The following is a 25,936-nucleotide window of genomic DNA, read 5'->3' on the forward strand; positions in this document are numbered from 1 at the left end:
TTTTTACCCCCTTTAATTTCCGGTTTTTATTACTCCGTCTTCGGTTACGATATAGTCCATTAAGACGTCATTGTCCTCAAGAGGCAGTTCTTCGGCTTCCTGGCAGGCAAAAGCAAGGGCGATCTTTGTCACATCCGGATTTTTCTCAAGGAACCTGTCGTAGTAACCTGAGCCGTATCCAAGTCTGCCGCCACGCCTGTCAAACCCGAGCATTGGCAGAATAACAACATCAACAGCACCATCAGGGACGGGGATCTCATTTCCTATCGGTTCAGGGACATTGAATGTGCTTGGCACGAGGTGGGAGAGGTCTCTTAGGTATGATAACCTGAGGCTGTAATCTTCCTTTACGATGATAGGGACCACAAGATCGTATCCTTCGTCAAGAAGTCTTTGCAGGAGCGGATTTGTATCCACTTCAATATCCTTTGATGAAAAACCCATCACAGTCTGACCCGGTTTTACAAGTGAAAAGAAATGACTGCAGATTGCTTCCCCTTTGACTTTTTTCTCCTCAGGCGTCAGTGAATCGCGCCTGTTTCGCATAATGTCGCGCATTTTGTTCTTAGCTTCGCGCAAATCTGAAAAATTCTGAGGCATAGGAATAAATTTTCTGTATAGATATTTATTGTTATAGTTGCAGGAAAATTATCAAAATGTTATATAAGATTTAATTTAATCTTATCTGACACTCAGCTACATCCGGAATTTTGAGGATTTGTCAGAGTATGCAGTCTTTGCAGTTCTGGTTGCCGCAGTCTATGTTGTCAATTTTATACTTAAGTGCCCACACTTTGAGATGTTTAATTACATCAATAAGTCCGAGTCCGCTCTCAGTGAGGTAATACTCACTCCTGACAGGGAAACTTCCGGCATCAACCCTCCTCCCGACAAGCCCTTCCTCCTCAAGTTCCTTTAATCTCTGTGAGAGGACTTTTGAAGTTATACCATCAAGCGAGTCCTTTAATTCTGAAAACCTCCGGGTGTAGTTCTCCCCTTTGTACAGCTCAAATATTATCAGCAAAGCCCATTTTTTCGTCAGGTACATAGCGGTTTTGTACACTGTGCAGTCCTTGTGCATAGTATAGTTTCAGAAACTCACCAGTATTTATAATTTAGTATCAAAATGATATTTTGTATCTTAAATATACAAAGGAGAGACAAAACTATGTTCTGTTACCAGTGTGAAGAAGCCGCAAAGGGATGCGGATGTACGGTTAAGGGAGTATGCGGAAAGGATGAGTCAACCGCAACACTTCAGGACTGCCTGATATATACCATAAAAGGACTTTCCCTCAGAAATATTGAGGCACGGAAATCCGGTGTGGCAGATGAAAAAGCAGGCAATCTTATCGCAGAGGCACTCTTTGCCGCACTTACAAATGTCAACTTTGACAATGAGAGGCTCTATTCACTTATAACAAAGGCAGTTGAGATGAGGGATTCACTGCCGGCAGTTGAATGTGAGCATGATACATGCACATGGAAACCTGCAAACATTGAGGCTGCAGTAAAGAAAGGCTCTGAGAACGGAGTTTTAGCAACGGAAAACGAGGATGTAAGATCACTTCGCGAACTTCTCATCTATGGCTTAAAGGGTGTTGGTGCTTACTACTACCACGTTGTTGCCCTCGGGTCTGAGGATAAGGAGGTAACAGATTTCATGGAGGATGCCCTTGCGTCAACAACTGCCGATCTCAGCACAGATGAGATGGTTGGATGGGTGCTTAAATGCGGTGAGATTGGAGTTAAGGTGTTAGAAGATCTTGACAGGGCAAACACCACAGCATATGGAAACCCGGAGATAACAGTCGTATCAACATCTGCCGGCAAAAATCCGGGCATTCTCATCACAGGACATGACTTAAAGGACCTTGAGCAGTTGCTTATCCAGACCGGAAATTCGGGTGTTGATGTCTATACACACGGGGAGATGCTGCCGGCACACGCATATCCGGGGCTGAAGAAATACAAAAATCTCGTAGGGAATTACGGCGGTTCATGGCCGCACCAGAAGAAGGAATTTGAGAGCTTCAACGGTCCTGTCCTTGTCACAACAAACTGCCTTGTGCCGCCGGCTCAATCATACATCGACAGGGTTTACACCACCGGCCCTACAGGTTTTTCCGGTGTGAAACACATCCCTGAATCTGATAACGGCAGTAAAGATTTCTCAGCAGTTATTGAGCATGCAAAGAGATGCAGTCCTCCGCAGGATATTTCGGTTAAAGGTGAAGGTTACACTGATGAACTTATCACCGGATGTGCACACCATGCTGTGCTCTCAATTGCTGATGCTGTGATTGACGCTGTTAAGCAGGGCCGGATAAAGAGGTTTGTTGTTATGGCAGGTTGTGACGGCAGACAGAAGGAGAGGGAATATTATACCGAATTCGCAAAGGCACTGCCTCAGGACGCAGTCATTCTCACTGCCGGATGTGCGAAATACAGGTACAATAACCTCGATCTCGGCGACATCGGAGGAATTCCAAGGGTGATTGATGCAGGTCAGTGCAATGACTGCTACTCACTTGTGGTGATTGCAAAGGCGCTTGCTGATGCCTTCGGCACTGACTTAAACGGGCTTCCGGTCTCGTACAATATTGCATGGTATGAACAGAAGGCTGTGCTTGTTCTTTTAGCACTACTGCATCTGGGTGTAAAGGATATTACGCTTGGTCCGAGACTTCCGGCATTTGTATCACCCGGAGTTTTGGGTGTGCTTATTGATAACTTTGGTATCCGGAAGAACACCACGGTTGAGGAAGATATGAAGATTATGGTGCCATGAGATACTCCCATCATGTTTTTAATGTTAATACAAAGCAGATGTAGCAAATAATTTTTACAATCCAGTAAATATGGTGCAATCGCAGAATAAAATGGAAAGAAATATAGTGCAGTAAACATCACGCAGATATAACGGATCATTTCAGGATTAAATATTATTAATCCCCCCAACCCATTCCTGAAATTGTCTGTAGATACCTTTTTTTAATTATATCCGGATTATAACCACCAGTGTTGCTGATCATCTTTCAGGGAAAATATTTACAGGGTTTAGATAAAGTCCTTGACCCAGGGAAGAAATAATCAGAGTGTATTTTCGGGTGGATTGGACCTTTGACTGAAGGGTTCAGGCTGAAATATTATAAAACCTGGACGGGTGGCTTATGATTTTTATCAGATAATACGGTTGTTTGGCGTCACATACCAAGGACAGTGACCTCTTTTTCTTCACAGGTCAGATCTTCGGTGAAGATTTTGTCGTCCCAGTTTTTCTTTTTCGACCTGTCAAAGACGATCAGATAAATCTCTTCAGCACCGCACCGGTCAGCGTACTTCACCACCTGTTCAGTGCCCCTCTGAATAGTTGCTTCACGTGACCTGTGCCGGATTTTGCATTCTATTACAAACCGCTGAGACTCTCCGTTTGGGAGCTGCCATAGTATAAACAGGTCTGTCCTGCCCATGCCAAGTCCGTATTCGCGGGTGATCTCTCCGCCGCCGTTCACAATTCTCTGTAAGAACGCCTGAAGGAGGAGCTGAGGGCCGGCCTCTTTGTACTGGGCTATATCAGTCCAGCTTTCAGAGTGCTCCCTGAAGAACTGCTGGAATGCCTTCAGGAGTTTGTAAAGCTGAAGTTTTCCGTCCGGAGCGATGTACCATTCTGTATTCAGAGCCATTCCGGACTGGGCCTCCCAGCTCAGTTCTCTTGGTATGATCTCCTGATATATCGGGTTTGAAATTGAGATGGCACCGTTTTCTGCCTGTGTGATCAGTCCAAGGTCCACAAGGTAATCTATATCGTCAGTCCTGAAACTCTGCTCAAATATTTCTCCGGTGAGCATGGGTTCTATTACTCTCCTGACTCTCTCTTCTTTTAGCTTATCAACAAGCTGGTCGAGGTGTGTCTCCCTTCTCCTTATGAGGTTTTCTTTAGCTTCCGTTACAAGGGCTTTTGTGATAGGGTTTTCACGATCTTTGCCCTCTTTGAGTTTGAAACATACCTCATATGCAAGTGCATTGACGAGCCAGGGCTGTCCGCAGGTAAGACGCCATATCTCATTAAGAGCATCTTCTTCAAAGACCTGACCTGTCTCTTCCGTATGCTGGAACAGAAGTGATTTGGTCTCTTCTTCTGAAAAATTGCCAATCCTTAGGGATTCTGCCTTGATGTTAAAGGCACTGCCGCCAGTTATTATCTCTTTTTCCTTTCCGGAATGTATCCTGTAATCCCGGACATCACGGACACCACAGAGGATAACTGAGACCGGAAATGATTCAGATCTTGAAGGGTATCCTGACCTGATCTGGCGCAGGAGTGAAATGAGTGTGTCACCGACAAGTGCATCCACCTCGTCAATGCAAAGGACAAGAGGGCGTTTTAGTCTCCGGCACAACTCTGACAGGACAACATTCAGTGCTGCATCTTCACCGTAATCTTCTATGCTCCGGGATATGTTTTTACAGAGAGCTGAATCACCAAGCGTCCTTTCATTCTGAAAAGCAAGTTCACTTAGAATTGCCTTCATACCTCTGCTGACGTCATTTCTTGCGGTCTGTGCCATTTCAATGTTTATGTAGAGTGCAGAATATCTGCCCTCGTGGTTGAGGAGTTCACGCAAAGCCAGAAGACAGGATGTCTTTCCGCTCTGCCTTGGTGCATGGAGGATAAAGTACTTCTTCTGATCAATAAGAGAGAGTATTTCCGGCAGATCAAAACGTGAAAGTGGAGGGAGGCAGTAATGTTCACTGCATCTGACCGGACCTGCGGTATTGAAAAACCTCATGGTATAGTTTAATTAAATCTGATTGCTGATAGAATTTATCATCACATGAGATCACAGTCCGGTTATTGTGGCTTCTTCCCTGTGATAAACCACATTTCCGGTGAAGAATCTGTAGCCGGGAAGCTTTTTATCCGGATAAAGAAATAATTTATGCCGATGATGAAATACTGCATTCTGTCTCGTCCTTTAGTGCATCTGCAAACTGCTGCAGAAGTGCGTGCCTCTGTCCGGCTATCTCCGCTGCGGCATCTGTATACATCATAACCCGAAGATTCAGCAGTTTTTCATATATGTGAGTGACAGCGTCTCCGATGCCGTCTCCGTGTTCGCCTGCCTGCATAAATGTCCGTGCAATCCCTACTGCTCCCATGGCATCGAGTTTGTCGGCGTCAGAGAGGATCTTCGCTTCCGGAGTTTTGGGTTCTGCGCCTGTGCTGTAACGGTGGGTACGTATCGCATGGACGATTGACGGGATTAGGTTCTCATCGTAGCCATTTGACCGGAGATATTCTTCTGCAATCCGTGCTCCTTCCTGTTCATGCGGGATGCCGGTTTCCTTTTCCATCGGACGGGCAACATCATGGAAGAGGGCAGCCGGTATGAGGACCCGCATATCAGCACCCCCGGCAGGACCGATCTCTTCGCAGAGGCGGGTAACGCGGAGGGTGTGATCGAGGCCGTGTGATCCTGAATGTCTGAAGAAAGTTTCGACATATGCCAGCATGTCATTCATTTCTGTGTCTATCATCCTGTTAGAAATGTTGGTGCCCGGCGGAGATAAGGGATCAGCACCTATCAAAAATATGTTGGCAAAAAATAGATCGGGGCTATTTACAGGAAGGGAGGAATAATCTCTCAGTCTTCTGAGCGTATATTGCAGTTCTGTCTTATTAGAGACATTCCGGCAAAGAGTGCAGCACCTTTAAGGGGGGCCATACCATCAGCACCCTCTAACACTATCTCCGGGATTGGGAGATATGCATCTATGTGCTTTAATGCAGGTTCAAAAATGATATCCGGATTTTCCGTTGCAACCGGACCGTCCACAATGATCTTTTTGGGTGCATATGCAGAAATGATGGTGGAAAGTCCGCATCCGTTTATCACCGCAAGTTCACGGAAGAATGCAGTGGCATCCGGGTCGCCAGAATGGGCAGCATTACATAGTTCCGCAGCGGTGCCCGGCAGTGCTGATTTTCGTTCTGGTGCATTATGCCGACACCAGGCACAGAAGAACTGTGGCATCCTGCTACCTGAGGCATAAGCCTCCCAGTGTCCGCTTCCACCACATCCGCAGGGCATGTTGTAGGACGTATCCACACATATGTGGCCGATCTCTCCGGCATTGCCGTCTGCCCCTTCTATCAGGCGGCCATCTGAGATGATTCCACAGCCAATTCCGGTTGAAATAGTCAGATATACAATATTTCTGCATGTTCCGCACTCTCTTCCGGTGATATATTCACAGTACGCACCGGCCGAAGCGTCATTGAGGATAAAGACCGGACAGGAAAAAGTATCTTCAAGGGGTGCTTTAAGAGGTATCTCAGCATAAGGCATGTTTGGACTCAGATGTATGCTATTTTTTCCGGCAGAAAAAGGCCCTGCTGCACTTATTCCAATTGCGTCCGGTCGGCACCCTGCTTCATTGCAGGCGGTTTTGATCATACGGACTGCCTGTTCTGTCACTGCTGTCCCATCTGGCCCGTCACGGCAGATTGTTTCCTTCCGGCAGACATCACAACTGAGATTTCCGGCTGATTCTCCGGTAAAGACCGCACTCCTTATATGGGTCGCACCTATGTCTGCCGCTGCAACAGATATTTCCTTTTTTTTATTCATTTTTCACCTCTGATTGGATCTCCTATGAAATACTTATATTTTTCATCTATCGTCTGTGATCCGTTGCTCATGAGTGACTATTATGAACTCCCCTTATAAGGCCGGCGATCACTGCCTGCTGTTCCGGTTTAAAACAGGAAGAAGGATGTCCTGTGCAACCGGTGACAGTTGCAGGAATATTTGCAGTTATTAAACTGCATAAAGGGTAATGGTTCTTAACAGACCATGTTTCAGTAATCCCTGTACGGGGCTAAAGCTGCTGTTTATTCAGATAAGCAGGCATAATGAAACGAAAAATCTCTGAAAGGTTCCTGTTAAAGCATAGAAGAGAATTAATTTTAGTTTATAAAAAGAATTTCCAGGATTCTAACCTGAATGAAAAATGCGAGGAGCAGGATTCGAACCTGCGAACTTCTATAAGACCAGGCCCTCAACCTGGCGCCTTTGACCGGGCTTGGCAATCCTCGCGCCGATTAATAACAGGACTCAATAATTTCAGCGCCTCTGAGCCTGAGGGACCTATAAATAATATCTGGACGCCAGTGCGAGAGGCACGAGTTCCACAATCAGACCGAAATCTGAGCTGTAAATCAAATTTAACCTCTGCTCTGCACTACTATATACGCACCACTCACAAATAAAGCTTTTGATTGGTTAAATTTAGAAAAAAACTGTAAATATTTCATATTTAATACTTAACATTCTAACCCGCGCAGAATAGCATTGAAAGACTGTACCACCCGGCCCCGCAAAAAAGAACCACAACAAAAAAACATTCAGCATTCCGGCAGGAAAAACTCAAAATCTCCCCTTAAATCCACGCGCAACCAAAGAAAAACTCATTAAAACAAAAATTAGAATTGCCACCATACAAATTTCATAACATACCGTTCCCTCCTAAACCGGGAACCAGCCGGAGAAAAATAATTTCAAAATATCTGATCAAAAAAACAGAGAAGCAACCCATCAGGCATCCGGAAAGACCCCACTGTCAAACTCACAACCGACTTAAACATACCTTAAACGACATTAGAAATTAATATCATCATTTCCTCATATGCTGCCCGACAACATCACAGATCAAAGCACACCAGGCATATAACATTCCTCAAAGACCAGGAAGCGATACACCAATCTACAATACCCATAAACTCCTAAAGACTGAACCCTAAATCCAGCGCCTTTGCTAAGTACAGCATTTGTCGGGAACTGGTGCCGGCCAGCTAACCCCAAGTGCAGTGAATGCCTCATGAAAGAAGTCTGCCCTTCAAGTCCGGAAAAATAACTGATTTCAGGCAGGAGTTACCCCGCTCAAAAAATCAGCCGCTTTCTGTGCATCCGAAGCAGCACCGATAAGATCCTTTGCACTACTTTTCTTAATATGGCTGAGCCAACCGGAAATATAAGCAGCAGTATTCTTCTGAACCTCTCCCGTATCAATCCGGCACACTGCGGAGAGGAAGGCGGAACCCATCTCCGCCGCCAGCTCTTCCCGGCTGTAAACCTCACTGCCAAAGCGGGCCGTCTCTGTAATTCCCTTCCGGTTAAGCCTGGAGGAATGGCCCGACCAGTGCGTAAGCTCATGAAAGAATGTTGAGTAATACGCCTCTGAAGAGTCAAATAAAGAGATCTCCGGCATGTGTATTTCATCCTTTACAGGAGAATAAGCCGGCTCTCCGGCTGTCACAACCGGACTGTTCTTCCGGATAATTTCATCACAGGACATGATCCTCTCATTATCATTGTCCCCTTCCAAAAGGTGATCCAGGCCGTCACACTGGGAGATATTGAAGACCTTATAGTACCTGCAGAGTGGGAACTGCCTCTCATGCCTGACCTTAACCTCCTCGCCCTGGGTATTAATCTCCTTTTTTACCTCATCCATAGACCAGAAGACCACAATCCCCGAAGCCTTCTCTCCTCTTCTGACCTGCCCGTCGGCAGCCTGGATCTGCCGGTATGTACCCCAGTGAGAATGTCCCGAAAAGTTGGATTTCTGTTAATCCCTCTGTACTCCTTACAACTGAGGACATTAATAGGGGACATAATAGAGGACAAATGTCCCCCATGTCCTCTTCCATGGGATATGGCAGAGGGCCGCCCTCCCTCGTAAGGTGGTACTAATATGACATACCGCCCGCACCTGCGGATGTCTTCTTCATCAATAAAAAGACAGATTACAATCACAAACATCAGTAATCATTACAATAAATAGAAACTATTTTGCAATTATGATTATAATATCAAAATATGCCACAGGAACACATACTTTTCATCAGTGCAGGGGCACATATACATGATACATATTTTACCACAGTACAAAACCTGAATCCAACCCACGTTTATGTCCTCTATGAAGAAGCAATCATGGAAGACTGTCCTGAAGATTCTGATTTTTTAAAATCTGAAAAACCCAAAATCAGAGCGGCAATTGAAGAAGTTGAAAAGTTTGTAAAAATAGAAAATCAGCGTATATTCAACAAATTCAGTATTCCGGATATTCGCACTGAATCAATCAGGGACGCTGTATTAAAAATAAGGCAGGAAAAACACCCGGATGCTCTCTTCTCATTTAATATTACAGCAGGCACTGCTCTCTTTACAGCCGGCCTTTTCCTAATGGCAATCTGGCTTGGGGGCAGAGTTTGTGTAACTCGCACGAGTAACTCATTTCTTGAACTACATATTCCAAAAATGCATGTAGAAGATCTAGACGAAAGACAAAAAAAGATAATTCTCGCACTTGGAAGTGTTGTAAATAACAATAATTCCGAACCGGAAGAAGGATGGATGAAAACCAGACTTGTTATGGCAAAAACCGGGATAATAAAGGAAGGATCCAATGAAAAACCCCTCAATAAAGATAAAGTCCGGTTTTCACGTGACCTTGACAGGATGTTTTTTGAATATGAGAATAATAAAGGAAAAATCGTTCCCGGATGGGATTTAATTGAAGAACGTGGAAGGGGAAGAGAGAAAGAATACAGGCTTTTGCCAGGCGGAATTTTTACCTGGAGAATGCTTGAATCCGAGGGTAAAAGAGAATAATTCCTTTCATTTTACATGTTTGAAAATCTCAGATTTATTAGAGAAGAAATTAATTTCAAAAATATGTAACTGTTACTGCAAATCACTATATGAGCTTTTATTGACTTATTGTATATGCCCATGCACTCCACTATAAAATCTGTCAACTGGCACATCACTCCCCGGTGTAATTACAGATGCAGATTTTGTTTTGCACAGAATTTCCATGACGGAACTGTCCCCTATGATAAGGGACTGGAAATATTAGAGATACTTGCCGATGCAGGAATGACAAAAATAAATTTTGCCGGCGGGGAACCATTACTCCATCCAGGAATTCTGGATTACTGCAGAGAATCCAAAAAACTTGGAATGACAGTGTCAATAACCACAAACGGTTCCAAACTAAACCCGTCCAAGATCAGAAAAATGGCCGGAATTGTTGACTGGATAGGACTTTCCATTGATTCATCCCTTGACACTGTTGAGGCTGAACTTGGCCGTGGAACAGGAAATCATGTATCTAACTGCCTGGAATCGGCAATATATCTGCATCAGGCCGGGATTAAACTTAAAGTAAACACCTGTGTGACTGCTCTTACATTTCAGGAGAATATGATCCCCCTGATTCGGATGTTAAACCCTGACCGGTGGAAGGTTCTTCAGATGATGCACATTGACGGAGAAAACGACTTTGCAAGAGACCTGGAGATTTCGGCGGGGGATTTCAGATATTTTGTAGAGCGTCACAGGAATGTCCTGCTTGAAAACGGCACATCTCCTGTCTTTGAATCAGCAGATGATATGGAGAGTTCTTATTTTATGCTCACTCCGGGCGGCTTTGTTAAAAGCGATGCCGGTAGAAAAGTGACACTTTATCCACTTGATGAAGTAATAGAAAAGGGAATAGATAACTTTGTATCCGAGATGAAGTATCAGGAAAGAGGCGCAATATATGAATGGTCATAATAAATATCCTTCATTTAAACATTCAGGAATGATAATGCAGGTACCACATGTTGTTTTTCAGTGGTCGCTGTATGAATTACACCGCATAAAAAAGATCCAGACAATACAGGAGAATGCAGAATATTTAACTGATGAAGATATCACGGATTTAAACAATCAGCTTGGAAGAATGAGCTGTTTTCTATATAAGTTAGCCTCTGATGCCGGCACTTTACAGGATGTATATCATGAACTAAAAAAAGGTGAAAACCAGAGATTTCTGGATAAAGCACTCATATATATAAAAAATCTACAGAATTTAACCTCTACAGGATATGCTGAATACTATTTCCCGCATGAATGTAAAAATAGTGCCTTAAATAATTCAAAAATGTCCGATAGTCCTGAAATCTCTGAAAATTCAGAATCATCTGTAATTTCTGAATTCCCAGAATATTCTGTCATTGAGGCCCTGTTTAAGAGGCACGAAAATGGTTATTCAGATTTATTATTTCCTGCCCGGAATATTTTCAATGACAATTTAATCAAATATCTGCTGGAATATGGAAATATTGGCAATGAAATTCATCCTGTTCTGAAATATCTCAGTAAATACCCAACACCATGGAATAATATGGAGATATTGGGATATTTTACATATCAGGAAAAAGGTACAGAACTGAAACTTTCCTGGCAGGAGTATTTTGTATCCAAAATTACAATCCCATATTTTTATAATTTAAATGATAATCTTCCTGATTTTTATTCTGTTCCAAATGCAACGTCTCTGGATCCAAAGTCTGATTTAAATGAATTTAAACCCAGGAAATATCTTCCTCACCATAAAATTATTCCATTTGGCCAGGATTATGCACCTCTTATGAAGGAGATAAGGGATAAATTTGCATCGGAATTTTCTGTTTTGGTTCCTTCTGATTTCTGGTATGATTTTTATGGATACAGTTCCGGTTCTGATGATGAAAAATACACCTGTCTTCGCTATATTAAATTCACTACCGATGCTCTGACTATTGCAGCGGAATTCTGGTTTTCGGAGAAATCATATGACGAACAGGTGGAATATTTAAATCAGGAGAAAAGGTTTGAAATAATTCCGGATGATATCTCAGAGTGGCCGGTTGCATGGTTTAATAATGGTTTATTATTAGGCATCTCTACTGCAAAGGAGAGAACAGTTGTAATTAAACAAATTCTCTCACGTGATTCATTAACTGATTATGAAAGATTTAACTGGACACTTTTCTTAGGGGATTCATTGTGGCTCTGCGGTGATTCTGAAGGCGCCAGGGAATGTTATAAGAAGGCACATGATATCTTATCCGGTAATCTTGATAATGAGGAATTTATTCTCAATGATTCTTATGACTGCTGCCAGTATTGTGGTGCTTTATGGACGGAAGAACCGGACTTTCTAAGGAAAACCAGGCCAAAAATCTACTCTCAGGATGATTTTAAGGAGATTGTCAGCATTAAAAAATCCCTCTTATGTGGCAATACTGATGAGGCGGAAGAAAATATAATTAGTCTTGCTGAATCTCTGCCGGAGCGTTCTGCTGATGCAAAGGCAATTATTCTGAGTCATCTGTATGTGATTGCTGAAGAGATGGAGGCTGAGAACTTTATTTTTTCCTTTAAGAGGCAGCTTTATGATCTTTTAGGGTATGTCCGTAAACTTCGGTTTAAGGAAATTAATTCCAGATTAGGATATTGCGACCCATTCAGGCGATCAGATGTTTTTGAATTTAGCAATATATACGAGAAGGGAAAGATTCTGATTGGCACCTGTGAGAGAGAATACAAAGATGGTATGGCTGAAGCCGGACGATGCCTGTATCATATTTCCAAAGATAAAAAAGAGGATTGTCCGGCGATCTGCAATGCTCTTGATGAGTCCATTAAGTCAAATCAGGAATGCTCATGTATTTCTTATCCGCCATTATCTGAAGCTTATTTTTATTTATGTAAGGTAGTTTCAGGAGACATAGATTCCGGGAGGGAAATTATCCTTGGTGCCATTAAAAAATGGCTGGGAGGTCCTTATGGACAAATTGATGACCTAAAAAAGGAGCAGTGTACTTTTCTTATAGAGTTTATTGCTGTTGAGGTAAGAAGAGAAAAAAGTGAATTTCTAAAAGAGTGCATATTTCCCTTATTTGATTGTGTCATGCAATACACACGGGATTACAAAATAATAGCAGATTCTTCAATAAGGGCTTCCATAATTTCGTTGTGTAAAGAATGGTTTGAACAAAAAATTGCGGATGCTGAGAGAAATCAGCCTGCTGCAATAAGCAGTTTATATCCGGATATAATATCTGAATCAGTGTCTTATAATAAGAAACAGGAAATAGATAACTGGTTTTCGAGAAAAAGAGACCTACATTACGGCCTGGCCTATCTTAAAGAATATTCCGGGGATACTACAGCAATTGAGGAATATAAAAAGCCCAACCAGTATCTGGTAAACTGGCGTGAAAATGCAAAAAAAGTTCTGGGCACAGTAACTAATACTACTGACCTGAGGCATAGGAATATCATAAAATCGGCTCTTAAGGAGCTGGATAACTTTAAAGAAGATACCAGTATTTATGAACGCATTGGCGTCATCTACATGAATCAGCTTGACTTTGAATCGGCGTGGGAGTGTTTTGAGCTTGCTGTTTCCGGAGGTCCTCGTGATAATATAATACTCCAGTACTTAGTCGAACTGGATAGTTATCTTGAAGATCATGTGAGGGTTGAGGCAATAAAAGGCTGTTCTGACGCTGTAATGTCATTTAAATCAGCTGATTATGAATATTTCACAATCTGCAGAGATAATTATGATGAGAATTTTGATTTTTCCGGTCCGGTTCTTAAATATGCCAAAGGTCTTGAGTCACTGCTGGATGAGGGGGTCTGGTCAGGTGTTGTCGGGGAATTTGGATCTGATGATGAACTGGAAGAATTAAAAGGATTGCCGTGGATTGCAAAATCACTGATTGAAGGAGAGAAACGTCATTCATTCAGTCTGGGTTCATGGGGTAAACTTTTACGGGAAAATATCTTAAAAACCAGGAATATTTCTGAAGATTGCCCTGATTTTATTGCTGAGATATCTGAATATCTATGCAGTAATTATTCCACAGAGTGCCTTACTTCAATTGAAGAAGCATGCTCTGCAATTGTTGATACAAGAAATTACGTTGCTCATGGCGGAGTTTTAAACAGGAAAGATCTGGATACCATTAAAAGGGATATTGTTGGCAGACTGAACACTCTGATTCAGCATTTATGGGGGTCAACCCAGAAAAAGACAAGGTGGGATGGCTCAATGAAAAGCTGTGATCTCTTATTTAAATTAGCTTTATCCTGTGAATTTCATGGGAAAAGCCTCTCGGCATTAAAATATTGCGACAGATGTCTTGAAATTCAACCATGGGACATACACATTCTATCATATAAATACAGGATATGTGAAATATTAGCCAAAGAAGCAAAGAGTAAACACGAATCCAGACTTTATTATGACTACATGGATTTCGCGGACGAGGCTTCAGATAAATATGAGAGGTATTCACACATTTATGAAAAGGTTTCAGATTATAAATGCCTTAATCTCTCTAAGAAATACGGACCTGCCAGAAAGGTTCTTGATGATCTGGAAAGAGACAAGGTTGTAGTAGAGGATGAGTTAAAATATTCTTTTACTAAATATAAACTGGAATGTAATGAGTTAGTAAAGAATGCCGAAGAGGAATTAAGAAAAGCAGAGCGCCTGCTTAATAAAAATCCGGAGAACAAAGATGCCTTGTGTGCAATGCTGGTGCCGTTATATCAGTTGGGAAGAGATGATGAGATCGAACCTGTAATGAATAAAGTTGCCGGGATTTTAGAAAGTTATGATGATTTATTTATTTTTGAAAATGAATGTCTGAGTTCTGTGCCGGAACTTCAGTCAATATGGTACAGGAATTATGAACGATCTGTCATGGAAGAGTTTGAGAGAGTTTCAGAATAATCATTCATATTTTAAATTTCTGCAAAAGGGAACTGGATTTGGAAAGTAAATCGGATTCATGAAATCTCTGATATTCCCTGTAGTTCCAATATAATAGGGAAGGATAATAATCTCCAATAATACCTGTTTTTATCTGTCACCTCTGTGCCTTTGTCGATAAGTGACTTAATTATAATGCTGGTAATTTCTGTTTTAACCAAATATACTTCTATTGTGAAAATTTATCTGACTGCAAAAATTATCTATCAGGAAATTGTTTCATATTTATGAAATTGTTTCAAGTAACATATATTTTGATTTTTTGCCTATTTTATTCTGTCAAAAGGAGGTGATAATTACGGGTAAAAAAGCTATGACTCCATCAGCAGCAGGACGTATTCAGTCCGCTTCTGCAAAGTCCGGTAAGAACTCCGGCTTTGCTTCAAGAGCACAGTCTGCTTCTGCAAGAAATGCAGGAAAAAAATAAATTCCTTTTTTAAGTAATCATAATATTAATATGACCTTAAAACTCTAAAAGACAAAAATTGGGTTTTAAATGGGTGTAAATGGGCATAAGATGATGACATTCATTTTTTCCTGGCTACATCAGGGAAGAAACAAAAATGAAAAAATCCTTTGAGGATTTTTATCCTATTTACTGCCCCTGGGGGAGGAGCCGCTTTTGCGGCGGGAGGGGTTTGGTCATTTCGAGCGAGGGGATGCCTGTCCATCCCCGGAAGCGAGAAATGGCCGGCTCAGCGCAGCGTAACACAGCCTGTATAAACCCTTTTAGTCATTTCGAGCGAGGGGATGCCTGTCCATCCCCTGCGCGAGAAATGGCTGGCTCAGCGCAAGCGTTACAAAAACCCACTTAACCGGATTTCAGCACAGAACCCGGAAAGTCCTGGTGAAATGAACTCTTCCGGAAAACCGGGTTTCAAAACAACAGCCGGCCCGTTCTCATAGACATAACTCCAGAAAGTCCTGGTGAAGTGAAAACTACCGTCAGGAAATTTAAGAAGAAAAGTCGATCCTTCCTTATTGGCGCAACTCCGGCAAACCGGATAATCAGAAAATCCCTTTAAACCGGATAAATTGCACAACTCCGGAAAAGCAAGCCACAAGCCTTCTGCCGCAGCAGGAGGTGCAGTGGCGGTAGTAAAACAGCCGAATGCCCTGAGTTCTCAGTGGCATTGGGCGTTAGCAGGCCCAGTAAACCGGATAAAAATAGCGAACTTTTCACGCCTGAGTGAAACGAGGGTGGGAAGAGTGAGCGTCCGGAAGTGGTGTTAAGCGAGTGAAGGAGATCCTCCGGAAAGTCCTGGTGAAATGAAAACTGCTGGCAAGGGTTTTTCAGAGTAACAAAGGCCCGTTCTCATCGACATAACTCCGGCAAACCGGATAATCAGAGAAGAACCATTCAGCCGGATAAATTTCACAGCTCCGGAAAGGCAAGCCACAAGCCTTCTGCCGCAGCAGGAGGTGCAGTGGCGATAGTAAACAGCCGAATGCCCTGAGTTCTCAGCGGCATTGGGCGTTAGCAGGCCCAGTAAACCGGATAAAAATAGCGAACTTTTCACGCCTGAGTGAAACGAGGGTGGGAAGAGTGAGCGTCCGGAAGTGGTATTAAGCGAGTGAAGGAGATCCTCCGGAAAGTCCTGGTGAAATGAACTCTTCCGGAAAACCGGGTTTCAAAACAACAGCCGGCCCGTTCTCATCGACATAACTCCGGCAAACCGAATAATCATAGAAGAACCATTCAGCCGGATAAATTGCACAACTCCGGAAAAGCAAGCCACAAGCCTTCTGCCGCAGCAGTAGGCGCAGTGGCGATAGTAGATCAGCCGAATGCCCTGAGTTCTCAGCGGCACTTTGGCGTTAGCAGGCCCAGTAAACCGGATAAAAATAGCGAACTTTTCACGCCTGAGTGAAACGAGGGTGGGAAGAGTGAGCGTCCGGAAGTGGTATTAAGCGAGTGAAGGAGATCCTCCGGAAAGTCCTGGTGAAATGAACTCTTCCGGAAAACCGGGTTTCAGAACAACAGCCGGCCCGTTCTCATCGACATAACTCCGGCAAACCGGATAATCAGAGAAGAACCATTCAGCCGGATAAATTTCACAGCTCCGGAAAGGCAAGCCACAAGCCTTCTGCCGCAGCAGGAGGTGCAGTGGCGATAGTAAAACAGCCGAATGCCCTGAGTTCTCAGCGGCATTGGGCGTTAGCAGGCCCAGTAAACCGGATAAAAATAGCGAACTTTTCACGCCTGAGTGAAACGAAGGCGGGAAGAGTGAGCGTCCGGAAGTGGTGTTAAGTGAGTGAAGGAGATCCTCCGGAAAACCGGATTTCATTATAGCAACCGGTCCATTATTAATCAGAATTCCTAAGGCCCTTTATTATGATGAAAACTTCCGGCCCCTTCTCATCAGCTTAAAACATGGATAATTCAGGAACCCTTATATTATTCAAAATTAAATATCCAAATGACAGTAATTAAAAATTAGGATAATTATTTTAGGCCATAAGATATTTGGGGATGTTTGGATTAGTCATTACGTTAGCAATGATAAATCAGAAATTATTCTCTTGAAATATTCAAATTAAGAGGGATTGATCAATGGAGACACAACTATTCATAAAGAAAGAAAAATATTCGCATAAATCAGCAAAAAGAGCAACAAAATTCTATAAACTGCTATTACTTGTAACAATCGCATTATTCTCTGCTTTGCTTATTTCACCGGTTATGGCAGAAGAATATGGCACAGTTAATGTTAGAATTGATGAAGGCGCAATTACAGTTTTATCATCCGGAGACGGTTCATATTATCTTGGCGAGGAAGTTACATTTTCCGGAACAAACACAGATACAAATGATCTCTATCTTTTCATAACCGGACCAAACCTGCCGCTAAATGGAGGTGTTTTAACTGATCCTCAGACACCTGTAAGCACAGATCCAACTTCGCCGGACAATACACATGCAGCAGTAAAAACAGATGACACTTGGGAATACAAATGGAATACATCCGGAGCATTACTTGATGCAGCCACCTATACGATCTATGCAACCGCAAATCCTGTTAACAAATCCTTGTTGTCATTAACAAAATATGATACTGTTTCAATCGTTCTGGAAAAACCGTTTGTCACTGCCACAGTTTCTTCTTCAACGATCTTAAAAGGGGATGATCTTTATATAAGGGGAACAGCTACAGGAGATCCGCCTTCAGGTGTTGCAATATGGATTTTTGGCAAGAATTATTGGAATGGAGCAGCAGTTCCTATGCAGTATTCAGGAATGGTAACTGAAACTGTAAATGATGATAATTCATTTGAATATCTTCTGGAATCTGCTGAAACTAAAAATCTTTCAGCAGGCCAATATTATGTAGTTGTCCAGCACCCGATGTACAATGGGCAATTTGATGTAATAACGGATGCAGAAGAACAATGGGTGATTGTTAAGGATAGATTAAATATATATTACAATTCATTTGTTGTGTGGGGTGTGGGTTATCTACAGGGTTCTGATGCTTCAGAAGCGCTTATTGATGGCATAAACTCGCCATATGTTGACGACACATATTACAAGTTATCTTTTATTGTTGAGAACCCATGGATCAAAATTGACTCTATAAGTGATCATCATGCCGGTGATCTGTTTACAATATCCGGAACAACAAACCTTGATGTTGGAACTGAAATTGTTATTGCGCTAACAGACTCATTCTTCCAGGTCTCCGAAGAAAAAACTGATGATTTTTCCAACATTTCTTCAACAGTTCAGGTTGTAGAAGGAATAAATTACAATGAGTGGTCTTTGGATATTGACACTTCAGACTTCAGTGAGAACAATTACAAAGTTCAGGCCGAATCTATTGAATTTAATGTTTCTGCAACTGCAAACTTTAGCATAATCAACAGCAGCATTCCGATACCTACTCCAACCCCTACACCAGTAAAGCCAGTTTCAAAAGATATTGGAGCTGCAATTGTTTCTGCTTCTGCATCACCAGACAAATCTGAATATGAAATAAAGGAGCCTGTATGTATAAAAGCTAATGCAGAATTGGAAAGTTCAGGAGATCAAACTTTTCCCGCACCACATTCACTTAAAGCATATACCGAACTTGACAATCCAGAGTGGCATTACATCATAAAAATCAATGGTCATGGGGAAGAGCAGGTAACAAAAGGAAAAAATCTGATTATATCCGGGTACCTTCTGGAGTATCCCTCAGATAAAAATGAAATCAAAATAGAATACCTCCTTGAAGGCAATATTCCAGAAATCAACGAAATATCCAACCAAACCCTTATTGGTTTAAGTCAGATAGATTCAAGTGGAAATATAGCGTCAAGTGGTCCTTTCCTCCTTCAAAGAACTGTTTATCCGGATTTGCCAGATCCACAATACAAATATGAGAAAATAATACTCAATAATGGATGGAACTTCATATCAACACCAAAAAAACTTGATCCTTCTGGCGGAAACAATACAGCCGGAAAGCTCTTTGGAAATGTTGATTCCGGAGGTCACTCGGCCCTCATGTATAACGGATCAAACGGCGGGTGGGATGCAGTTAAAGCTGACACTATAATCAAACCACTTGATGCTCTCTGGATATACAGCAATTCAACAGAAAACCAGGACATTTATCTGACATTTGATTCAAACCCACTTCAGACACCACCATCCAAACATCTCAGCGCCGGATGGAACACTCTTGGGTATTCATCTACAAAATCTGCAACCACAAGAGATACCCTGATTGATGTCTCAGAAAAATGGACAAAAGTAATTGGATGGGATGCAGAAGAGCAAAATTTTGAGGACACAATAATCAGCGGGGGAAGCGGGAACTATGCAGATTCAAGATCTATGCTGCCCGGAAAAGGTTATTGGGTCTGGATGAAAGATGAAGGAACAATCGCTTCATTAGCTATAAACTCTATGGAGGTATGAAATTATGATATTTCATAATTTTACATTAAAACGCTTAAATATCTCAATAATTGCACTGATTTTAATATTTGGGATATTGACAGCAACCGCATCAGCTGACTCTGAAACAATCCCGACATTCCCCTGTGAATACTCCGGAAGCGTAACAATCGGAGACATACCTGCTCCCGCCGGAACAATCATCAGGGCCTTTATCGGTGAGGAAGAGGCCGGAAGGATTACTGTAACAGATGCCGGATTTTACGGCGGTGTTGGTCTTTTTGACAACCGGCTTCTTGTTGAAGGAGATGCAGATGCAGCGAGTCAGGAAATAATCTTTAAGATATGGAGCAATAATGTCAGTGAAACTTTAGTCTATCAGCCCGGAGACAGCCGGACATTTGACCTCCATATTGCAGAACTTGAAGGAGATTTTAATACAAATGCCTTTGTTGACATTGGTGATGTCTCAAAGGTTGCCTACATGGTAGCAGATAAGATAGAACCGGAAATCTCAGCAGATTTCAACGGCAATGGTGAGGTTGATATAGGTGATGCTTCAAAGATTGCATACTTCTTTGTCCGGAATGTTGAATTCCTGTAAATTCCCTTTTTTCTGAAATTTTCTCATCAGCATAACTTCGGAAAGGCAAGCCACAAGCCTTCTGCCGCAGCAGTAGGCGCAGTGGCGGTAGTAAAACAGCCGAATGCCCTGAGTTCTCAGCGGCACTTTGGCGTTAGCAGGCCCAGTAAACCGGATAAAAATAGCGAACTTTTCACGCCTGAGTGAAACGAGGGTGGGAAGAGTGAGCGTCCGGAAGTGGTATTAAGCGAGTGAAGGAAAGACTCCGGAAAACCGGATTCCAGTATCACACCCGGCAAACCCTGGTGAAGTGAAAACTTCCGGCAGGAGATTTCAGTATAATAACCGGCCCGTCATCAATCTGAACTTATCTTATTATTTCTCATCGGCACAACTCCGGTAAGCAAGCCACAAGCCTTCTGCCGCAGCAGGAGGTGCAGTGGCGATAGTGGGATCAGCCGAATGACTCTGAGAAACTCAGAGGAATTGGGCGGTTCACTCAACCGTTAAGTAACTGATAGCACTCTTCCAGACAAACCGGATTCCATTATAGCAACCGGCCCGTTATTAATCTGAATACCTCCGGCCCTTTGTTATGATAGAATACATCCAGACAAACCGGATTGTTTGAGAAAACCATTCATCCAGATAAATCGCACAACTCCGGAGAGCAAGCCACAAGCCTTTTGCCGCAGCAATAGGTGCAGTGGCGATAGTGGGATCAGCCGAATGACTCTGAGGAACTCAGAGGAATTGGGCGGTTCACTCAACCGTTAAGTAACTGATAGCACTCTTCCAGACAAACCGGATTCCATTATAGCAACCGGCCCGTTATTAATCTGAATACTTCCGCCCGTTTGTCACGGTGAAAACTTCCGGCAGAGGGTTTCAGCATAACAGCCGGCATCCGGATATAATATATTCCTCCGGCCCGTTTTCATCAGCTTAAAACCCGGTAAGCAAGTGAAAGAGATCCTCCGGAAAACCCTGGTGAAGTGAAAACTTCCGGCAGGGGATTTCAGAGTAATAACCGGCCCGTTATTAATTTGAATACTTCCGGCCCTTTGTAATGGTGAAAACTTCCGTAAGAGGGTTTTAACATAACAGCCGGCATTTGGATATAATAAATTCCTCCGGCCCGTTTTCATCAGCTTAAAACCCGGTAAGCAAGTGAAAGAGATCCTCCGGAGAACGTATGTCCTGACATTAGTAAAAAAAGATATAAATTTAATATAACCGGACATTCACAGCCTTTTCGGACCATTCACCTCTCTTTTTATTAAAAGAAGGAACAACATCAAAAATTACCTGACATCTATCTTTAATGTCTTCGGTCAGCTCATTTTTAAAACCAATGATACCTTCAGAACCGGGAGGATTAACAAAGAAGTATTCTCTCTCTTCATAACCGAGATAAATAATTCCTACAATATCGGTTTCAATGGGTTCTTCTTTAGGGATTTCTCTTTTGAATTCATCGCCTGCATCCAAATATTTCATCCAGTAATCATTACAAATAGAAAGTAATTCCCCAACATTTCCATCAAAAGAACCAATCTGCATATCTTCAAGAGATTTCTGAAGTGTTTGTGGAATAGTCCATTTATTTTTAGCTCTTACCGCAGCAGCAAGCAGATAATGATTCCTGGCTTCGTTATCCATTCCAATTTTTCTAAAAACATCACCCAAATCTGCATAATAGCCTACAAGGAACTCAGGTTTTTGACTGCCTGTAACAGACTTAACCAAATAATAAAGACCTTCATCAGTTCTGCCGGATTTTATGAACATACTTCCGTATTCATGGAACATATACGGATCAGGTTTTGTTATAACTCTTAAATCATTGAATGCTTCTTCTGCATTTTCATAATCTTCTAATTTTGAGTATGCTCTAAAAAGGTTGTATGCAAAAAATTTTTTGTGGTTTGGGAAATTATCAATAGCCCATTTACTTATTTGAATAGACTCATTGGCAGAACCAGTCTCAATAAGAGCTGTTATTTTGTAGTTTGTCCATCTCCCAAGATAACTCCATCCTTTTTTACCATCCGGAAGAGTCAGTCCTTCTTTGCTTAAAGATGCAGGATTTACAGCATTTGCCCATTTTAGCAAAATATTCCAGTTTTTGTTCTCTTTTGCAGATTTCATTATCACAAAAGCAATTTTATTTACTGCTTGATCAGCTGCATTAAGTTTTAGTATCTTTTCTCCTTCACGATCAATATTTTCTAAAGGAACACCCCTTTTAGAGAGATTATCTACTATATCTGCAATAGTCCATGATATTTCATTACTTATCCAGTTAAGATAGAAATAATCAGAGGGGATTGATAAAGCAAAGGCTAAACCTTCTTTAAGCAGCTTTAATTTTCTTAAGCAGTTCAAAATTCCGGCAGCATCATATTCATTTCCATGACCTCCGTCCCACTTAAATTTATATTCTTCAAGTGCCTCAAGATACCTGCCACTTTTTCTTAATTCATTCGCATTTAATCGATTATTATCCCCAGATTCCATTTTAAATCCCCATTATTTTTTTGGATGCGTATGCAAACAATCCCATCTCTACGTCTGAAACAGTCCATTCACCATTATTTCTAAGGCCATAGTAAACCATTTTTTCCGGATGGGGGCATACAACTTCCCTCCTATTTAGCTCATCAGCTATTCCTTTAAGGATTGCAATCCAATTGCCATATTCTGAAGGCCAGCCCGGTTGGGTTTTAAGAATCGCCCATCGTCCGTTGTAATTTGTTGCCCGTAAATTCAGCAGTTGAATTTCTGAAACATTGTTATCACCAATTCCAAACACTCTGACAATTCTTGTATCAAGTGCTCCGAACTCCTTAGGTACTGCAAATCTAAGGAGTTTAGTCAGATATGTAGGTCCAAATCCTTTGATTTGTGATTGAAGAATAGAAACCGCATTATCCGGTTCATCAATAAATGCTTTGGAAGGAGTTTCTTTATCGTATAAGCTTATGCGAATATAATCATCACACCTGATGTTTGAGATTTTTGGAAGGCCACCCCATTGAGCAATTTCGATAAGACATTCTTTGTCAAGTAATCTCTCCTTTGCAAGGTTTGAAACCATTAATTCAAGTCTGCAAATGTTTGGGTATCCATTTTTCCAGGAATCTTTATTCCAGCTATAGTCTTTGTAATTCTCTCTGAGGTCGACTTTACTCATTATCAGTTCAACAATTTTTTTCCTTTGGTGTTCATTGATTTCCATTTAGATCACTCCTGTGGTCAATACTGTATAGGCCATACAGTAAGATTAATAAGTTCACGTGATAAACATGAACATTATGACCTATGTGAACAATGTGGGAACCATGACCTCCAACAAATATGTCGGAGAAAGAATCCATATAATTCCGCTGGGCCATGAATATGATCGTGCAATTGCTCCTTTTACAAATTTAAAAGCGGAACGAGCATATGTCCTTTCTGTACCAGTAAATTCTGAATTAAATCCGGATATGCTTAAAAAACAGAATCACTTTACAAAGAAAGTTATCACTGAGCTTGAAAGAGCCGGGATAAAAGCTATTGATCAAAGAGTAAATCTCTTCGACATAAATGAAACTTTGAAAGCTATCTCAATATTAATTGTAAATGAGAAAAAGAAAGGCAATGATGTCCTTGTTAATATGTCAGCATGCGGAAGAAAAACATCATTTGCTGCTGTTATGGCTGCTATGGTTCATAAAGTAGGGGTATATTATGTATCTGCAAATAATTATGTCGCAGACAATAATGGTGACCAATATTATGAACATGGCCTTAGCATTGTCGAAGATTTTAACAGACCAATTGAACTTTTAAGTCCATTCAAAATTATGCTGCCAAAATATGAATCACAAATAATTCTGAAGGAACTTTATGAACAAAATGAAAAGAAATTAAGCCTTTTAGAGATTATCAAAAAACTAGGTTCTGATAAAAATAGTGTTGAAGGCTTTGAAAACTGTCCTTCAATCATAAAAGATACTAAAATAACTGATAGAATGGGATATAGATCCCTTCTGAACAAAGTAAACAGGAATTTTTTATCTGAATTATTGGAAAACAACTATATCGAACGGAAAAAATCAGGGAGAGAATATTATATTAAATTAACAGAGAGCGGAGAGACAATTGCCTGTGTTAGTGGTCTTTTAGAAGTCACCTCTTCTTCTCCGAATAGGATAAAATAATTATTCTGTGTTTTCAGTCCCATTAGGTAGTTACAAACCTAATAAACCGGGTGAAGATACTCTTTCTGAAATTTTAAATTACCGGATTATAAAATTTCTTTTTAAATGGATATATTAAATAGTGATATATTGCAATATTTACTTTGGGATTATCATGAAGTATAAACATTTATTACTAATTATTTTGCTTTTTTTTAATATTGTCCCTGTAATGGCTGAATCTGCCACTACAGTATCTGTCTCTAACATTTCTATCGAGGATGAAAATAATCAGATTGTTTCAATATTTCTTTCAGAATTGGGTGATTTTGAAATGCTTAAACTGTATTTATCCTTTGATCCTTCAATTGTCAATGTTAAAACTGTTAGGGTAAACAATTCAGTAATCCAAAATTCGGAGTTATTATCAGATACAAAAATAAGTAATGGTGCTCAGGACACAGGTTCTCTAAGTGCAACGATTAAATTTTCAGATACTGTCTCGCTTCAGAATAACACACCGGTTTTAGATATTGTTTTTTGTCCTACGAATAAAAGTGGATATTCCTATAATAGTGTTGGTTCATCATACCTGAAATCCGGTGCCTCCGAATTTATTCAAGTAAAAAATAGCATCGACGGGCAAATATTCTCAAAAGGATTTGGAGAACCTTTACACAACCAGGGAACTTTAAGTGCTCCAAATATCACCTTAAAACCTGGATTCCAAGGGACTGGAATATTTGACATTAAAGATGTTGATGAAATATCCTATCTTTACATTAAGTTTTCTTACCTTGATGGAATATATCTTGACTGCAGAAAGAATGAAACTTTTTCAGAATTCACGATTTCAGGTCAAGGAGGCGGAAGTGGATGGGGAGGAAAGAGTGTTTACTACGAATTCAAGTCAGATAATAATGTAAATATTACTGACACAAGATCAGTCCTTGACTTTGCCTTAACACCATTAACTGAGGGCATCTGGGATATTGAAATGGGGCAGGAATGTTCATACTCAACGATCAATGAAGATGGAATTCCAATTGAATACCCATTTAAAACACTGAATAATGGTAGCATACAGGTAATTGAAAATCCCGAAGAGACAATGGTTAAAATAAACAATTGCACCATTTCATCAAATCAATCAGTTGTCAGTTCAATTGAAGTAAATAATTTAACAAATGCTGAAATGCTTAAACTGTATTTATCCTTTGATCCTTCAATTGTCAATGTTAAAACTGTTAGGGTAAACAATTCAGTAATCCAAAATTCGGAGTTATTATCAGATACAAAAATAAGTAATGGTGCTCAGGACACAGGTTCTCTAAGTGCAACGATTAAATTTTCAGATACTGTCTCGCTTCAGAATAACACACCGGTTTTAGATATTGTTTTTTGTCCTACGAATAAAAGTGGATATTCCTATAATAGTGTTGGTTCATCATACCTGAAATCCGGTGCCTCCGAATTTATTCAAGTAAAAAATAGCATCGACGGGCAAATATTCTCAAAAGGATTTGGAGAACCTTTACACAACCGGGGAACTTTAAGTGCTCCAAATATCACCTTAAAACCTAGGATTCCAAGGGACTGGAATATTTGACA

At 41.2% G+C, this 25,936-nt stretch carries 18 protein-coding genes, 1 tRNA gene and 1 pseudogene; 9 read left to right on the plus strand and 11 right to left on the minus strand.

Annotation, left to right across the window (positions count from 1 at the left end; genetic code table 11):
* Window positions 1-12 precede the first annotated feature (12 nt).
* Entirely contained in the window at window positions 13-579 is a 567-nt protein-coding gene (locus METLIM_RS01865) for a 5-formyltetrahydrofolate cyclo-ligase (RefSeq protein WP_245543570.1), read from the minus strand.
* 142 nt (window positions 580-721) lie between these two features.
* Entirely contained in the window at window positions 722-1,081 is a 360-nt protein-coding gene (locus tag METLIM_RS01870; RefSeq protein ID WP_004076164.1) for a winged helix-turn-helix transcriptional regulator, read from the minus strand.
* 87 nt (window positions 1,082-1,168) lie between these two features.
* Here METLIM_RS01870 and hcp point away from each other — a divergent pair, with 87 nt between their 5' ends.
* Complete coding sequence (gene hcp, locus METLIM_RS01875; RefSeq protein ID WP_004076165.1) at window positions 1,169-2,791, plus strand: hydroxylamine reductase; 1,623 nt, start codon at window positions 1,169-1,171, stop codon at window positions 2,789-2,791.
* Window positions 2,792-3,206: 415 nt separating this feature from the next.
* Here hcp and METLIM_RS01880 read toward each other — a convergent pair whose 3' ends face one another.
* The 6 genes and pseudogenes from METLIM_RS01880 to METLIM_RS17480 all read right to left on the minus strand — a co-directional run.
* The gene (locus METLIM_RS01880; RefSeq protein ID WP_004076166.1) at window positions 3,207-4,793 is read right to left on the minus strand and encodes an AAA family ATPase; all 1,587 of its coding nucleotides are present in this window, start codon (window positions 4,791-4,793) and stop codon (window positions 3,207-3,209) included.
* Window positions 4,794-4,941: 148 nt separating this feature from the next.
* Entirely contained in the window at window positions 4,942-5,526 is a 585-nt protein-coding gene (locus tag METLIM_RS01885; protein ID WP_004076167.1) for an HD domain-containing protein, read from the minus strand.
* 122 nt (window positions 5,527-5,648) lie between these two features.
* The gene (locus METLIM_RS01890) at window positions 5,649-6,635 is read right to left on the minus strand and encodes an ROK family protein (RefSeq protein ID WP_004076168.1); all 987 of its coding nucleotides are present in this window, start codon (window positions 6,633-6,635) and stop codon (window positions 5,649-5,651) included.
* A gap of 383 nt (window positions 6,636-7,018) precedes the next feature.
* A tRNA-Leu gene (locus METLIM_RS01895) sits at window positions 7,019-7,103 on the minus strand.
* 823 nt (window positions 7,104-7,926) lie between these two features.
* The gene (locus METLIM_RS01900; RefSeq protein ID WP_281034218.1) at window positions 7,927-8,361 is read right to left on the minus strand and encodes a zincin-like metallopeptidase domain-containing protein; all 435 of its coding nucleotides are present in this window, start codon (window positions 8,359-8,361) and stop codon (window positions 7,927-7,929) included.
* A gap of 75 nt (window positions 8,362-8,436) precedes the next feature.
* Window positions 8,437-8,598 (minus strand): annotated as a pseudogene (locus METLIM_RS17480) (ArdC-like ssDNA-binding domain-containing protein); the annotation flags it as partial.
* Window positions 8,599-8,885: 287 nt separating this feature from the next.
* Between METLIM_RS17480 and METLIM_RS01905 the strand changes: the two are divergent.
* The 4 genes from METLIM_RS01905 (at window position 8,886) to METLIM_RS16395 (ending at window position 15,097) form a co-directional block, all read left to right on the plus strand.
* Window positions 8,886-9,683: a hypothetical protein gene (locus tag METLIM_RS01905; protein WP_004076169.1), complete on the plus strand. Its 798-nt coding sequence runs from the start codon at window positions 8,886-8,888 to the stop codon at window positions 9,681-9,683.
* 120 nt (window positions 9,684-9,803) lie between these two features.
* Window positions 9,804-10,631 (plus strand): viperin family antiviral radical SAM protein, encoded by an 828-nt coding sequence (locus METLIM_RS01910; protein WP_245543571.1) that lies wholly within the window; start codon window positions 9,804-9,806, stop codon window positions 10,629-10,631.
* A gap of 34 nt (window positions 10,632-10,665) precedes the next feature.
* Window positions 10,666-14,631 carry a hypothetical protein gene (locus tag METLIM_RS01915; RefSeq protein WP_157202201.1) on the plus strand — a complete coding sequence of 1,322 codons (3,966 nt, stop codon included), beginning with the start codon at window positions 10,666-10,668 and terminating at the stop codon, window positions 14,629-14,631.
* 328 nt (window positions 14,632-14,959) lie between these two features.
* The gene (locus METLIM_RS16395) at window positions 14,960-15,097 is read left to right on the plus strand and encodes a hypothetical protein (RefSeq protein ID WP_157202202.1); all 138 of its coding nucleotides are present in this window, start codon (window positions 14,960-14,962) and stop codon (window positions 15,095-15,097) included.
* Window positions 15,098-16,577: 1,480 nt separating this feature from the next.
* Here METLIM_RS16395 and METLIM_RS01925 read toward each other — a convergent pair.
* Entirely contained in the window at window positions 16,578-16,958 is a 381-nt protein-coding gene (locus METLIM_RS01925) for a hypothetical protein (RefSeq protein WP_048145485.1), read from the minus strand.
* A 746-nt stretch (window positions 16,959-17,704) separates the two neighbouring features.
* Between METLIM_RS01925 and METLIM_RS15340 the strand changes: the two genes are divergently transcribed.
* Together METLIM_RS15340 and METLIM_RS01935 are read left to right on the plus strand one after the other, a co-directional pair.
* Window positions 17,705-19,576, plus strand: a complete 1,872-nt coding sequence (locus METLIM_RS15340; RefSeq protein ID WP_157202203.1) for a hypothetical protein — start codon at window positions 17,705-17,707, stop codon at window positions 19,574-19,576.
* Window positions 19,577-19,580: 4 nt separating this feature from the next.
* Entirely contained in the window at window positions 19,581-20,159 is a 579-nt protein-coding gene (locus METLIM_RS01935; protein ID WP_004076173.1) for a hypothetical protein, read from the plus strand.
* A 1,206-nt stretch (window positions 20,160-21,365) separates the two neighbouring features.
* Here the strand turns inward: METLIM_RS01935 and METLIM_RS01945 are convergent.
* Both METLIM_RS01945 and METLIM_RS01950 read right to left on the minus strand, forming a co-directional pair.
* The gene (locus METLIM_RS01945) at window positions 21,366-22,658 is read right to left on the minus strand and encodes a DUF7017 domain-containing protein (RefSeq protein ID WP_004076174.1); all 1,293 of its coding nucleotides are present in this window, start codon (window positions 22,656-22,658) and stop codon (window positions 21,366-21,368) included.
* 1 nt (window position 22,659) lies between these two features.
* Window positions 22,660-23,379 carry a hypothetical protein gene (locus tag METLIM_RS01950; RefSeq protein WP_004076175.1) on the minus strand — a complete coding sequence of 240 codons (720 nt, stop codon included), beginning with the start codon at window positions 23,377-23,379 and terminating at the stop codon, window positions 22,660-22,662.
* Between the two features lie 76 nt (window positions 23,380-23,455).
* On the opposite strand from METLIM_RS01950, the gene METLIM_RS01955 reads away from it, so the two are divergent.
* Window positions 23,456-24,346: an HFX_2341 family transcriptional regulator domain-containing protein gene (locus tag METLIM_RS01955; RefSeq protein ID WP_157202204.1), complete on the plus strand. Its 891-nt coding sequence runs from the start codon at window positions 23,456-23,458 to the stop codon at window positions 24,344-24,346.
* Window positions 24,347-24,557: 211 nt separating this feature from the next.
* Window positions 24,558-25,934, plus strand: coding sequence for a hypothetical protein (locus tag METLIM_RS01960; RefSeq protein ID WP_157202205.1), 1,377 nt, complete (start codon window positions 24,558-24,560; stop codon window positions 25,932-25,934).
* Window positions 25,935-25,936: the final 2 nt, after the last annotated feature.

The sequence above is a fragment of the Methanoplanus limicola DSM 2279 genome (assembly GCF_000243255.1).
In the GTDB taxonomy this organism is placed as follows: Archaea; Halobacteriota; Methanomicrobia; order Methanomicrobiales; family Methanomicrobiaceae; genus Methanoplanus; species Methanoplanus limicola.